Annotated in this window: 5 protein-coding genes; all 5 read right to left on the bottom strand. The window is 60.2% G+C overall.

The window, feature by feature from the left end:
- Positions 1-18 precede the first annotated feature (18 nt).
- Entirely contained in the window at positions 19-2,577 is a 2,559-nt protein-coding gene (locus tag LMA02_RS03410; RefSeq protein WP_228906935.1) for a DUF6270 domain-containing protein, read from the bottom strand.
- Complete coding sequence (locus tag LMA02_RS03405; protein ID WP_228906934.1) at positions 2,564-5,956, bottom strand: heparinase II/III domain-containing protein; 3,393 nt, start codon at positions 5,954-5,956, stop codon at positions 2,564-2,566. Before LMA02_RS03405 ends, LMA02_RS03410 begins: the two co-directional genes overlap by 14 nt.
- Before the next feature lie 27 nt (positions 5,957-5,983).
- Positions 5,984-7,336, bottom strand: coding sequence for a hypothetical protein (locus tag LMA02_RS03400; RefSeq protein ID WP_228906933.1), 1,353 nt, complete (start codon positions 7,334-7,336; stop codon positions 5,984-5,986).
- A 54-nt stretch (positions 7,337-7,390) separates the two neighbouring features.
- On the bottom strand, positions 7,391-10,798 hold the full coding sequence (locus LMA02_RS03395; RefSeq protein WP_228906932.1) for a heparinase II/III domain-containing protein: 3,408 nt from the start codon (positions 10,796-10,798) through the stop codon (positions 7,391-7,393).
- Between the two features lie 132 nt (positions 10,799-10,930).
- Positions 10,931-15,154: a glycosyltransferase family protein gene (locus LMA02_RS03390; protein WP_228906931.1), complete on the bottom strand. Its 4,224-nt coding sequence runs from the start codon at positions 15,152-15,154 to the stop codon at positions 10,931-10,933.
- Between the last annotated feature and the right edge of the window lie 45 nt (positions 15,155-15,199).

Genomic DNA, 15,199 nt, shown 5'->3' with positions numbered 1-15,199 from the left:
AAACGCTTCGATGCCGCATTACGCCACCTTCTCCAGCACAAGCACGCCGTCGAGTAGATCCGCCGCGTCTTCCTCGATACTCAAATAGGCGAGCGCACGCAAATTTCCGCCACGAAACCCGACCGAGAATCCGTCGTCCGGGATCGGGTTACCTTTGAAACGTTTGGCCAAATATTGCGCGACGTCCGGATGGCGGTCTTCGGCGGCACGGCTCGGAAACGGCACCAGAAAGCATGAGCCCACCGGATGGGTTTCCGTGCTTTCCACCAAGCCGACAGAACAGAACCGCGCAAAGTCGGCCTCGGCCGGATACTTCAGGTCGACCCACGGTCGGCCGAGGAGCGAATCAAGCTTCGCGGTCAACGATTCCCGCTGCACCGCGTCCCGCACGAAGTCCCACTTCTTCATCTTGAAACGCGGCTTCTGGTTCTCACGCGGGACGGCCGGAGCCGGGTCCGGGTCCAGATGGCCCTCGCGCTCCGCCTCGACATAGGCAATCGCATCCAGCGTACTGTCGTATGCGATGAAGCGCTGCGACCGGAATCCGACACCGCGCTTGAAAAGGTTGATCCCCATCCCGTCATCCACGACGTACAGATAGTTGATCGATTTGACCCACGAATACTTCTCGATCAATTCCTTCACGACGTGAAATACGTTCAGGTTCATTACCCCGTTCTTCACGTGCTCCTTGTGACACAGGATGTGATTGATCTGCGCGAGCTCGCCAAACATGAAGAGCGTGATGTACGAGACCAGGCGCCCTTCGTGCACGATGCCGAAGAATCGTTCCGTGTGATATTCGCACCCGGCGGCGCTCGGGTTCAGCACGTAAATCGGCGGGTTCGAATAGTAGTACTCGGGAATCGGCCGCCCCTGGCGCATCGGATCCGACGTGCGAATCTCGTAGATGTCCTGCTCGAAACCTGCGGGGCCACCTTCATGGAACCGGTATCCGAGGCGATTCGCCTTTTGAATCATGTTCCGGGACTTGTCGCCGATCGACCGCAGATATTCCTCGACCGTATCGGGAATCGTCAGAAATGCCGGGCTCGCCTTCTGGAGGCTGGCAGGCATCAATTCCCCGCTCGCGGCCTCGACAAATACGGGCTCCCGACCGAAACGATCGACATCGTGCCTCGACGCGAACGCATCCATCGACCTGAACCATTTGTCGCAATGGACAATACATTCCGGGCCGCAATGGTGCCGTTTAAGCAGCAGGTTCGCGCGAATCGCCGGCTCGCGCGTGATGTTGACCGACTGGCTGCCGTCCTTGCGTTTCGCGATCAGCACCGGGCTGTCGAGTACGGCGCCGCCGGCATCCACGCTAACGTCCGAGAGGACGACGGGACCATCGAAGTTCCAGGTCAGCACCTTGAGCGACGTGATCCTGCTATCGATTGCGATCTCCGTCGTCAGCCGCTCTTCGCGCATGTCGCTCTTGAGATAACGAAAGTAGCCGACCCACGACTTCATGTACCCCATCGCATGCATGTCGGCATCGACGAGATTTTCGCCGGCGACGACGAGCAACAAGTTGCGGTTGCCCGATAAATCGCCGTTGACGGTCGCGCTCAGACGGATGCGTGTTGCTGCCGTCGCGCGCACCGAAACCTCGAGACCTTGCATCCCTTTCTGCAATGTCACGCGGTCGCTGTACCACGCGGTCACCGGCGTTGCGTCTTCATGGCGAAACCGGCTTCCAGCCAGTCGCAGCTTGTCCCGGACATACCTTACGATACCCACGCTGCTCCCCTGCTCGTCAGAAGTTTCCGCGATAGCCGCTCCGGTCCGCGCCACATATTGATCGAGACCATCAAGCAAGTGGGTGTAATACCCGGCCACATAATGAAATGGGCTCTTTCCCCATTGATGGTCGATTGCGCCGACGAGCAAGGTCGAGTCGAAATGCAGGAATTGCTCATCGGCGAGATCCTCTCGCATCCGCGCATATTGCCTCGCCAGGAACGCGTTCGCCTGCGCGACGTCGTCGCGCGAGTATGCCGGCGAGAAATCGGTGCCGTCCGAGCAGGCCGAGCCCCAGTACACCTCGTTCACGATCAGCGCGTCGAGCCGCCCCTGCGCGCTCAACGCCGCGACGAGTTGGCGCCAACCCGCCTCCCATCGGTCGAAGAACGCATCCGTGAATGGCTTGATCACCGTGCCGCGACGCGCCCGCGCATCGAATCCCGACGACAGCAGCTCACCCGATACGGTGCAGGACGCGCCACGGTCATCAACGAACACGCTGAATCGTTCGTCGATCAGGTCCATCAGCAACAAATCGAATCCGCCCGCGGCGAGTACCGCCACCAACCCGTGCTCGACGTCCGATTGAACCATCCTGCGCTGAAACGCTGACGCGATCGCGTCAAAGTCGACGCCCTCCACCACACCCGAAGAGAATGCAGTCGCCAGCGAACTGCGCGCAAGATAGCCCGCAAGCTCGTAGTGCTCGGCTTGCGGAAATCGGTCGGTAAAGGCATCCCGGCTCACGCAACTTCCATGAATCAGAAGCTTCGGTTTACTGCGCGCCATCCATTTTTCCTCGTGCTTGTTTTTAGTTGTCGTCACGCAATCGCGCCGCGCCCGTCCCGAAGAACGGGTCCGTGCGCCCTGCGAAGTTCACCGCGGCCGGTGAGCAATCGCTCAATCCGCCCCCCTCGAGGCGAATGATCGTCGAATACGTCCTTTCGCCGTCTCTCGCGCGAAGATCGACGCCGGTGGCCGGCGTGACCCTGCCGAACTCGAAGGCAGTCCAGCCGCGAATCTTGTCGTCACGCTGGCCCTTGTATATATCGGCATCTGAACCCCGATGGATGAGGGTGCCGGCAAATTTTTGTGCGCTCAGGTGGAGGCACGCGTCGCCGCTCGCCACTTCAACGTCCGGGCCGAGGAGGAAGCGTTGCACCACATCGGCGGTTTCGGGTGCGTCGAACGTGTCCACCACGACGACTTCGTCCGATCGACCCACGAATACATAACGATTGAGCGCCGCGCCGCATCCGGGCACCGAATAGCCACACGCGATCCGGACGCCATCATCCGATTCTTCAAAACGCTCGATGCAACCCGAGACGGGACCGAACCTCGACTGGACCTCATGTCGCGGCAAGCCATCGAGCAGGGCCGGAACAACAGCGCTATGGCCAGTGGTCGACGTAATGCAGCGGGAATAAGGATCGCTCTGATCGTAGGAATAGCTGCCGGCGTCGACGATGACGTCAACGCCGTTGTACTGCAGATAGATCGACGAATCGTCCATCTGCTTGTGCCATTCCGTGCGCCCGCCGCACACCAACGAAAAGTAGAGGCCGTCGCGCTTCACCACGGCGAATCCCGATTCGAAGAAGCAAAACGCCCCATCTCGCGACGGCAGCCCGAGATCGTAGCGCGGCGAGTCGCCTATCGGCGGAATTTTACCGTCGGGAAGCACGCACAGTTCAAGCGCATGGGACGCGCTTCCAATCAGTGCATCGATTTTGTCGCGCAGGTCATCGGCGATCTGGAGGTTCGCTAATACGGTGCGGAGCTTGCGGTATAGCGACAGATTAAAATTGTGATAGCCGATCGTGTTCTCGTTGCACAGACCGTCCTTGTCGAACGACTGCGCGGCAAGCGACAGAATCCGATCCTCTGCGATCTTCAGATAACCGCTGCCTTCACCCTCAGCCAGTAACGCACATACATAGATGAGCGAGGTCGCGCCCATCAGCTTGTGGTTTCCGACGCCAAGATTTCGGTCGTCGGCCAGCCACTCTGCCCAGCGGTGAATTTCGCGCAGGAGACGCACCCGCAGCCCCGTCGACGCGCCAACCTCGTCGAGCATCTGATGGCAGGTCAGCAGCACCTTCAGCCGCTCGCTTGCCGAGTGGTCCGCGGACGGAATACGACCAATCGCGAGCCGATTCTCGGCGATGGCCGTGAAATCCATGAAGTTGGAGATCAGGTCGATTGCCAGCTTGCGTGCGTCAGCGTCCTTGCGTTGTGCCCAGGTTGCGAGCAGACGACCAATATAGGCGAGCGAGTAATACCACATTCGGTCGGCATTCAGCGCGAACGTGTGGTTCCACGGGAACCGTGTACCGACCTTGACGTCGATGCGCGTGGCCCCTGTCATGAACGACATTTGAGCAGTGCCGGCCGTCAGCCAATCCTCGGCAAGTGGCTGGTAGTCATCCACCAGTCGCACACACTCCAGTCGTGATGGACGGACTGCCGTCGCTGCCAGGAAATCGGCTTCGGCCTTGACTTGAACGTCTGTCGTCTCGGCGGTCTCCAGCGAGGTGCCGGGCGCCTCGGTCACCTTCTCGAGCACCAGGATGCCGTTACAGAACTGTTCCGCCCAATCCGCGATTTCAAAGAACGCGAGCGCACGCAACTCGCCCCCCTTGAAGCCGGCCTGAAAGCCGTCGTTTCCGACCGGCACCCCTTTGAAACGTCGATTGAGATAGTCGGCGACGCCGTGACCGGTCTGCGCGTCGGCCCGACCCGGGAACGGAACAGCGATGATCGTCCCCGCGGGCTGGACCGCAACCGACCTCATCAAGCCCTTGCCGATGTACTCGACAAATTGTTCCGGGATCGGCTTCGGCATCTCGATGACGGCACGCCCGATTCTGTCGGCGACATGTGCAAGTGCCCCCTCCTCCCCGATCGATTCGCGGATGAACGTCCACTGCGACAAGCGAAGTTTTTCCTTTGCTTTGCTTGCGTGCTGTCCGCTCGGTACGTCGCCCGCGTCCGTGGACATCGATTGCGCATGAGTGTCGGCAAACGTCGCCGGCGCACCGTCATACGTCAGCAAGCTGCGGGGAGAAAACCCGACGCTGCGTCGAAATCTGTCGATACCGCTATCGTGGCCGGCGATGTACATGTAGTTCACCGCCCTCACATGAGGATGACGCGTGATCAACTCATCGACCATATGCAGCACGTTGAGATTCATCACGCCATGCGTCGCATGTTCCTTGTGGCAAAGAATATGATTGACCTGCGCCAACTCGCCGAACAGAAGCACGGTGATATAGGACACCAACCGATCACCGAGAAAAATGCCGACAAATTTCTCGGTATGTAGCTCGCAACCCGCCGGATTCGTAGCGACTACGTATTGCGGCGGGTTGGTATGGAAATACTCCGGGATCGGGCGCCCCTGGCGCATCGGATCGGAAGTCCTGATTTCATGGATGTCCTGGCCCAGCGTCTCCGGTGCGAGGCGCCTGAATTCGTAGCCCAGCTTCCGGGCTTTCCGGATCATGTTTCGCGACTTGTCGCCGATCGACTTCAGATACGCGTCGAGCGACGCCGGGATTTCGAGCAAGGCGGGTTGAGCACGCTGCAGCGAAGCGGGAACCAGTTCCCCCGTGCCTGTTTCGACATACACATCGTCTCGGCCGAACGCATCACTTCCGGTCCGGATCGCGAACTCGTCCATCGACTCGAACCAGCGATTGCAATGTGCGACGCAATGGAAGCCACAGCTCGCCTTGCGAGTCAGGAAATTGGCCGAAAGCGGCCGGCTGCCGTCCGTGGTCAGCGGATGCCACCGCTTCACGATCCTGCGCGATGGGCCGGAAAACACCGGAACGGCGTCGTCACTTGTCAGTACGACGTCCTCGAGCACAACCGGCGTCGTCATGTTCCATGGCCGAATCTGAAATCCGGTCACCTCGGGAATCACATCGAAGTCGAACGCGAGCTTTCCGTCTTTGATGGACGGAAGCAGATAGCGATAGAACCCGGACGACGTCTTGACGAAGCCGATTTCCGCCGCCTTCGCTTCGGTCAGATATTCGCCGGTGATCACGAAAAGCAGGTTGCCCTTTTCCGGCAGCGTCCATCCGACCATCGCGGACAGACGAACTGCGCTCTTGCGCTCAACGGTGAACATACCGCTCAGCACCGCACGCCCACGATTCAGTACAACTCGATCGACCCATGCTTCATTCATGGCGGCACCACACCTTGCTCATTGTTCTCAGGCCCGTGGCCCCTCTTCATTGACATGCGAGTCGTGCGACACGCCGACACGATTCGTCGTTCGGCCCGGTGCCACGCTGACTGATTCGATCGCGTCCGGCCCGGACTGCGCGAGCCGGACCAGGAACGCATTGATAGCCTCTTTCGGCGGCGGTTCGTGTCCTTGCGCAAGACTGCCGAGATGCAGGAAGAATCGATCTTCCAGCCATCCCCAGAATTCGGTTCCACGAACGTGAGGCAAACTCGAATTCGACAGGAACGGCTTCAAGTGATAATCGGTATGCCAGTCGGTATAGTTCTGCAAATAAACCACGTGATTCCCGTCGCTCGGATAGACCCGCCACAAATCGGCCACGGCCACTTTCTCGAGCCTTTCGCGAAGCGTCGCGAGATCCTCCGTGCCAAAGCAAACGCGGCCGAAATTCCGTACGGCCGTTTCCTCGAACGCCAGGATGGAAGTCTGGGGATTCCACACGAAGGCGGTTGAATCGGCAAACTTCGTCGACAGATACAGCGCTGCGAAGCCGCCCCCCGATCCGCCCCAGAAAACCAGCCGCTGCGGAGCAAGAACCGAACGGACCTTCTCCGTGATCAATTCATACAGATACTGCAGCGGCGTGGTCGACGTGCCGACGTGCCAGGCAAGCGTCAAATCGGGATCCAGCAGCAACGCGGGATCGGAGAAGATGAGGACGGAACTATTCACATCGCTCATCATCGACACGCCGCTGAACACGGGCAGCTTGAACACCTCCGAGCGCGGTGCATTGCCGTGAAGGAAGCAAAATAGCGCCGGGCTGCGCCGGTCGACGAGCAGGAACTCGATCAACAGATCGTTGACCGGGATGATGTGCGCCGAATTGGGCAGCACCGTCGCGGACAGAAACTCGCTGATGCTGGCCCACACTTTCGGCGGATATCGCGCGGCATCGCGCGCAGTGGCATACCGCGCCGCCAGTTGCTCGGCGGAAGGGCTCGTGACGGCGACGAAGGCGTGAAGACGGACGAAGTCGTCCGCCCCCCACGTGACGATCTTGAAGCGGACGGTACCGGCAAACGGCGTAGCCTGGGAAAACTCCCAGTCGACTGACACACGTCCCGCGCGCGTCGGCACGTATCGATACCACCAACCGTGATGGGAACGTACAAGTCCCAGTCGCTCGAGCTCATTCGGCGGTTCGCTGAATTCGACCTGAACCAACGCGCAATTGGTCGCGATGTGCGGCCCGCAAACCAGATCCATGCAGATCGAAAATCGCTGCACGTCCGTGATGTCGAGCGAAAACTGCACGCCTGCGCCGGACAGCTGAATGCCATCAGTCGAGTGATAGCAGTTTGAAGTATCGTTCATAAGCCGAGACAGTAAATCTGGGAAACGCAGCGCGGCGGCCGGTGACAACACCGATCAATTCGTGAAGAACGGATCGAATTTGTTCGCAAACGCGCGCGCCCTGTCGGAACCGCCTTGCGGATCCGTGCCGTTCAACACGACGATCGACGAGAATTCCCCGGCAACCGGTCCTCCGCTCAGATCGATACCCGTGGTCGGCGAGATTTCACCGAAATCGTACGTACTCCAGCCCCGCACTTTTTCATCCTGTTCGCCGCGATAGAAATCGGCATGCCGCGACGAATGAATGATCGCCCCTTCAAACGTTTCGCCCTGCAGGCGGATGATCCCTTGCTCCGCGTGCGCCGAAACGTCCGGCGCAAGAAGAAAGCGCTGCACGGCAGCGGCGGGGTTCGGCGACTTGACCATGTCCACGATGACAACTTCACCCAGCCAGTGGACAAACACGAATCTCCGGAAGCTGGTCCAGCACCCGGGAACGGAGTAAGCGCATTCGATGCGCACGCCGTCGTCGCTTTCCTCGAACCGTTTGATGCTGCCCGACACCGGCCCGTACTTCGCGATCAGTTCGTATCTCGGAAGCCCGTCGAACTGGGAAAGAAACACGCCGCTATGGCCGGCCGACGAGGTAATGCAACGAGTATGCGGATTGCGCTGATCGTACGAGTAGCTGCCGCCATCGACAAACACGTCCTCCCCCTTGTACTGCAGATAAATCGCCGTGTCGTCCATGTGCTTGTGCCAGTTCGTCCGGCCGCCGCAGATCAACGACAGATAGAAGTCGTCGCGCTTGACGACCGCGAACCCGGATTCGAAGAAGCAGAACGACGCGTTGACGGAGGTGACGCGCGAGTCATAGCGAGGCGAGTCGCCGATGGGCGGGATCATGCCGTTCGGGAAAATGACGAGCCGCAGCGCGCGCATTGCGTTGTCGAGCACGGGTTCGATGTCGGCGCGCATCGATGCCGCGATCCCCAGCTTGCCCAACGCCTCATGAATCTTCGTGTACAACGACAGATTGAAGTTGTGGTAACCGATCGTGTTCTCGTTACACAGCCCGTCCTTGTCGAAGGACTCGCCCAGCAGTGAGCGCACGCGGCGCAGGGCCGTGTCGAGATAAACCGCACCGGCCTCGTTCGTCAGAAGCGAATACGTGAACATGAGGGACATGCAGCCCATCAGCTGATGATTGCCGACACCGAGATTGGCCTCCTCGGTCAACCACTCGGCGCAGTAATGGATTTCGTCGAGCAATCGCGGCAACAGGGCGACGCCTCGGACATTCTTCGACTCCCTGACGATCTGATGCAGCGTCAGCATTACTTTCAATCGTTCGGCCGTGGCGTGATCGGCGGACGCAATGCCGTTGACGCCGGTACGATGCTCGGCAACGGCGACGTAGTCGAGATAGTCGGACGTCAATGACAACGCCAGATCCAGCGACGCGGCGTCTTTGGACTGATGGTACGTCGCCAGCAATCGTCCGATATAAATCAGCGAGTAGTACCACATGCGTACCGAGTTGTTCGGTAGCTCGGAGTTCCATGCGAACTTCTTGTTCAGTTCGACATCGACAGTCGCCGTCGAATACGGAAATGTCATCTTCACGATGTTCCCGAGCCGCCACCCGTCGGCCAACGGCTGATACTCGTCGGCAAGGCAGACTCGGTCCAGCGATGCCCCATCCGTCGGAACAGACGCCATGAAACGATCTCGCGTCAAGAATGTTCCCTGGGGCTTGTTCCGCACAATCGAATCCGGACGCAAGCCAGCTTTTCCGAACTTCTCAAATGCCTCGGTCAGCCCACGAACATGGCTCTTCCCAACCGGTGTCAATTTCTCGACCACCAACAGCCCCCGGAAGAACAGCGCATCGTCGTCGCTGACCTGGAAATACCCCAGAACGCGGAAATCGCTGCCCTTGAACGCGGTTTCGAAACCGTCGTTCGAAATGGGGCTCTGCTTGAAACGCCGTCGCATGTAATTGCAGAGTCGGTCATCGGCATCCGGGATACGGTCCGGGAACGGCACCGCGAAGCAGCTTCCCTCCATCCAGTCGATCACGGTCTCGCTCAATCCGCGCGACAGATAGCGCTCGAACTCGTGATAGACGGGCATCGGCAGACGGGCAACGCGCCGGCCAATGCGGCGCTCGATCGCCTGCATGACGTCGCCGCTCACCTGCTCGCGCATGAACGCCCAGTCGGCGCCTTTCACCTTCGGCTTGAAGGACGGCACCGAAGGCGCCGTCGCGCTGTCGATCGACGACCGATTCTCCTGATGCCGCGCGTACAGCTCGACCACGCTGTCGTACGTCATGAAAGCGACATCGCGGAAGCCGACACTTTCCTTGAAATGGTTGATCCCGCCCTGGGATTGTCCGATGTACAGATAGTTGAGGACGCGTACCTCCGGCTGATGCCTGATGAGTTCGTCCACGACGTGAAACACATTGAGATTCATCGCACCGCTGCTCGCGTGATCCCGATGGCACAGCAGGTGATTGACCTGCGCAAGTTCGCCAAAGAGAAAAAGCGTGACGTACGCGACCAGGCGATCATCCTTGAACACGCCATAGAATCGCTCGGTATGCAGCCGGCAACCGACGGGACTCGGCTTCAACACATGCTCAGGCGGGTTCTTGTAGTAGTACTCGGGAATCGAACGGCCCTGGCGCATCGGATCCGACGTTCGAATCTCGTAAATGTCCTGCCCATATTCGTCAGGATCGATTGCACGGAATGCGTAGCCGAGCCGCCGCGCCTTTCGCACCATATTGCGTGATTTGTCACCGATGTCCCGCCAATACGCGTCGATCGAATCCGGAATCTCGAGCATCGCGGGCCGCGCGCGTTGAATGCTCGCCGGGATCAGCTCCCCGGTGTCGCGTTCGACATACACGTCGTCGCGTCCGAATTCGGCGCGCCTTGTCCGCTGCTCGTACCCATCCATCGAGTCGAACCATTTATTGCAATGCACGACGCATGCCGGGCCGCACGCATGCTTCGCGAGCAGCAAATTCGCCGCAACCGGCCGCTGCTCTTGCGCAGTCAGCGACTCCCATTTCTTGACGATGCGGCGCGAACGAGCGGCCAGGAATCGAACGCCCCCCGCTTCGACGCCCGTCACGCGAACGTCGTCCAGCACGACGGGCGGCACGCCAATGCCCCACAGTCGGATATTGACCGACGTGACTTCCGGCACGACATCGAATGCATGGCACAGTCGTTCGCCCTGCACCGACGGCTTCAGGTACTGGTAATAGCCGCCTTTTGTCGGCACGAACCCGATTTCCGTCGCGTGTTGCTCGGTCAGTGCATCACCGTTGATGAGGAGAATCAGATTCGTGCCATCCGGCAATCCCCCCGCGATCGTCGCATTGAGTTCGACCGAGGTCCTCGCGGCGACGCTCGCTGCGCAGTAGATCACCGAATGCCGCTCGCTCAACACGACGCGATCCATGTATTGGTCAGCCATCATTCCCCGCAGCAGTTCTTGTCGACGGTGCGGTTCCAGTCGTCATCGACCCGCATCGTTGTCCTTTTCAGGCCCGCCCCTTTCAGGCAGGCACGATTCCCGGCACGGCATCGCGCATCATCGCGAGACCGAGAGCTCTCGCGACCCAGCCTCTTCGGGGTTCCCCACAAAGCACGCCATTTCGCGTTGAATCACCGCATCGTGAGCACTCTGCCGTCGCACGCGCTGCGCCGCGGCGGCACTCATGTGTGCAAACAGCCGCGGGTCCCGAATGATCGCCAGCAGGCCTTCGGCAAGTTCGTGCGCGTCCTCTGCCGGCGCGAGCACGCCGCAGGTTGCGTCGACGAATTCCGGAATGGCAGCCACCGCATTGGTCACCGGGACAAGGCCCGACGCCATCGCTTCGTCGCGCGAAACGCCCTGCGTATCCATTCTCGACGGGCACAAAAATACGCCGTACTCCTTGTGCAGATCGGCGATTTCGCGTTGCGTCAGGAAGCGCCGCTCGATTCGGACATTCGAGAATCCGCGAAGCGGCGCGACGGTCTCGTCGAACAGCGCGCCGTCGCCGATCAGGCGGAATTGCATCCGGTCGAAATCTGGCTGGCCTGATAGCGCAAGAATCGCACCGACGCTCAGATCGTTGGCATAGACCTTGGACGCATACGGCCGAATCGACAGCACCTTCCAGCGCAGTTCGGCATCCTTCTCGACATAGTCGAATCGCGTGGTATCGATCGGGTTATGGATGACGCTGTACGCAGCGTCAGGCAGCATCAACTCGAGGTCTTCCATCGCGGTTGTCGCGAGATACTTCGACACGAACACGAAGCGCAACGAGGGCGGCCGATCCGTCAGCAGGGTCCGCCAGAATTGTGCACGGCGCTCGCTTTTCAGCGCAGCGGCGGAACGTTGCTCGGCATCGTCATACAGGAATGCGCGACGCTCGAAGCGCTGGATGTCGGCGCCGTGAACCCAGACGACGATCTTCAGTCGATCTGCATAAGGCTTCAGCGCGCGCCACATCGCATCGTCGAGGAAGTGGACCAGGACCGAGCGATATCGCCCCGTCTGCAGCAGTCGGTCCAGTACCTCCGCGCCGCCCGTCATCACATCAACGTTCTCGAACTCCTGAAACTCCACCGTTTGTTCGTCACGGAAGCGGAACACGTCGCATCGCACGCCATGTGCGCGATAGGCGCGCACCCGGCTGTGCACGAAGGCATTGCGATACAGGTCGTCGTAGGACGGGTAGTGGTTTGTCAGGACGAGATGTTCGCCCTGAGAAAACATATCCGCCGGCAGGAGCGAGCGGTGACCGAGCAGCAACGATTGCACGCGCGCGGAGCCGCCGGCATAGACCCGCAAGCCGATCCGCAAGTACGCCGTGCCCGCCGGTACCTCGACATCGTGATTGCGATTCGAAGCCTTCACGACATGGCCGATCCGCGCTTTTTCGCCATCGAGAAACAGCACGACAACCTGCACGTTCAGACCCGGCGAAACTTCGAGGTGGAGCTGAAGCTTCCCGTTATCGACCGACAGATCGGCCGGCGAAAAATCGCGATCGGCGTACCAATATTCGTGTGAGCCATCGGGCAACGCCGAATCGACCTGCAGACAGCCGCCGCGCTCGACCATCGAAACACGACTGTTCGCCGGCGCCTTCGTCAACAGCGATGCCAGATCGCTACCGCGCAACTGCGGAAGGGCATTGCTGTCGAGTCGCTCCGGAGCGACTGCCTCCGCTCTGCGCTGCATTTCGTCGAGCGTCAGTCCGTGATCGGACAGGACCACATCGTCAACGGTCGCGCGGCCCACCTCATCCAGCGCGACGCCACTTCGGCAGTAGTTGAATTCGTCGACAGCGAAGCACGAAGCGTCGTTGAACTGCGCGGTATACAGTTCCCTCACCCAGTCGCGCAACGACACCGCGGGCAACGTATCGAAACGTGCGATACCCGATCGTGCAGCGATCTCGGTAACGAAGGTATATGCTGCGTCATCCCGAAGCAGGGCCAGGCCTTTGCTGCCCGACCATACATACTGGGCAGCCTTGCCGATCGCTCGCGCCTGCGTGTAGCGCGTCGCCAGCGCGAGATCCGTCAGATAGTGGGCACCGTAGTAGTCGTCCGCGACCATGACGGAGAGCCACGCGGCAGGCGATGCCAGCGCCTGCAACATGACCGTATCCGATTCAAGCGCAGACAACACCCGCACCGCGTCTCCGTCCGGCACCCCGGCCGGGTCGAACTGCTCCGGCACGACCAATAGCAGCGTCTTGGCCCGATATTGCTGCCGCTCGAACGCGCGCAGCAGGCAGTCGGCTTGTGCCTGATCCTTGGCGTACGCAACCACGATGATCTGCGGAAGCAGCGACGGCAAGGTCTCCTCGCTGACCTTCGAGATAACGTAAGCCAGTCGATCCTGATACGTATGCTCGAGCATCACCTTGCGAAGCGCGGCAAGGCGGAGCTTGCGCGCGCCTGCTTCGTCGTTGCCGAAGGCCTCGAGCCGGCGCCGAATCTCGGCGCCGCTATCGCTCGTCACGACCAGATCGCCGAACATGAGGCGCACGCCGCGCGAGAAGTTGCTGATCGTGATCGTATTGGACGCCAGCAGTTCATAGACGCGACGCGCGAACATCGACTGTGACTGCTTGATCGAGTTGAGGTTGATCGCGTATCGATAGCCCTTGTATGCCTTGTCGATCTCCGCGTATGGCAAATTGCCGACGACAAACGGCTGGTACTCCTCCGGAAACTGGTAGTTCGCGTCGCTTTTCCCGTAGTTTCTGTCGTAGATTTCCAGCGGTCGAAACTCGGGCAAATTGACGATGAAGTTCCCCAGATCGCGCGTGCGCTCCGGATATCGAACGTAATAGGCGCCGGCAAAGCAGAACGCGTCTTTCCGTTCGTACTTCTCGACGGGATTGTTGACGAGCGGTTGAGCGGCGAACGGCAGCAGATAGACCCGATCGTGGCCGAGTGCGGCCTTGTAACGATGGATGCAGTCGATGTCCGTCGTAAAGACGAAATCGAACAACTTCGCGGTCGTCAGGAACGTCTCGAAATGGACCGGATCCTCCTTGTTCCAGAAGATCGTCGGAATCTTGTGATCGCGACACCATAGAACGATGCCGAGGACTTCCTGACTGAGGTGGCCGACCTTGCTGCCCCAAAGGTCATCCTTCCCGCGCCACGCCGATTCAATGAACAGCATGTCCGGATTGAACGCGTTCAATTCGGTCTGCCAGTGAGCGGGCGTCAGCTGCAGGAGGTTGCACTCCGGATCGTACGAGCCGAACGTGAACTCATCCATGATGGCCGCGACCTTGAGTTGCTTCATCCGATGGGCAAGCTGCTGCCCGTCATCGTCGTGCAAACCCTGCAACCGCGCACGCGCGGCGACCGCGACATGCTCGACGGCGTCCGCGCGCGATGCAATCGGCGCCGCTTGCAGCATCGGGCGAACGTTGGAACTCTTGCGCCCCTTGGCTTGGCTGTCATCACGGCGTTGCTTCGACAAACGGTGAATCGCCAGCAGCTTGCCCGGCAATGCGAAGAACCCGCTCCACGACTTGGTGCCGAATATCAGCGCGTGCCCAAGCTGAAACGACAGCGTGTTCTTCGTCCGGAGTACCTGCTGATTTGCGGCGATCAGTTGTTGACGCAAGCGTTCGATCTGCGCGTTCGCCTCGGTGAGTGCCATCTTGTTGCGAACCGCGTCCAGCTTGATTTTTTCGAGGATCGTCGACGATGACTTGGCTTCCGAGCGCAGCACGGAGAGCATCGAGCCCAGCTCCTGGCGCTCGATCGCGCGCGCACTGCGTTCTGCTTCCAAAGCCGCGATCTTTTGTTCGAGCGCCGCAACGCCGGTCGCCTGCAATTGCGCCTGCTCGCGGGCAACGGCCCTTGCCGCATCGATCTCGCTAGTCAGGCTGCTGATCGTCTCGCCGTGCCGTGACAGCTCGTCCGCAAGCGCTTCGATCGTGACACTGGTGTCCTCGCGGTACTGCCGGAAAGTCTCCTCCTCCCGTTCGCGTATTGCCTTCAACCCGTTGAATCGGCTCGTGAGATCGGTGATCGTCTGCTGATACCCGGTCACCTCCGCCGCGTCGTCGACGCGCGGCGATGTCAGGCCGGCGTCGATACTTGTCGTGGCTTCCCGAGGATCGCTCAACCGCGCGGCTTCCTCCTCGAGCAGCGACACGAGTTCGTCCTGCGCGGCGCGTTCGGCCCGCAAGGTCGCGCATAGCGCCGCATAGCGATCGCGCTCCCGTCGCAAAGCGGCAATCTCTTCCAGACCATCACCCGCACCGACATCGACATTCACGCTCATCCCGACTTCCCTGCCTTTTCAAATTCGTCCTGACTTTTCCGCGCC

The sequence above is a fragment of the Burkholderia sp. B21-005 genome (assembly GCF_020843965.1).
Classification (GTDB): Bacteria; Pseudomonadota; Gammaproteobacteria; order Burkholderiales; family Burkholderiaceae; genus Burkholderia; species Burkholderia ambifaria.
Note: the sequence above shows the minus strand (reverse complement) of the source record. Positions and strands in the feature narration are given on the sequence as shown.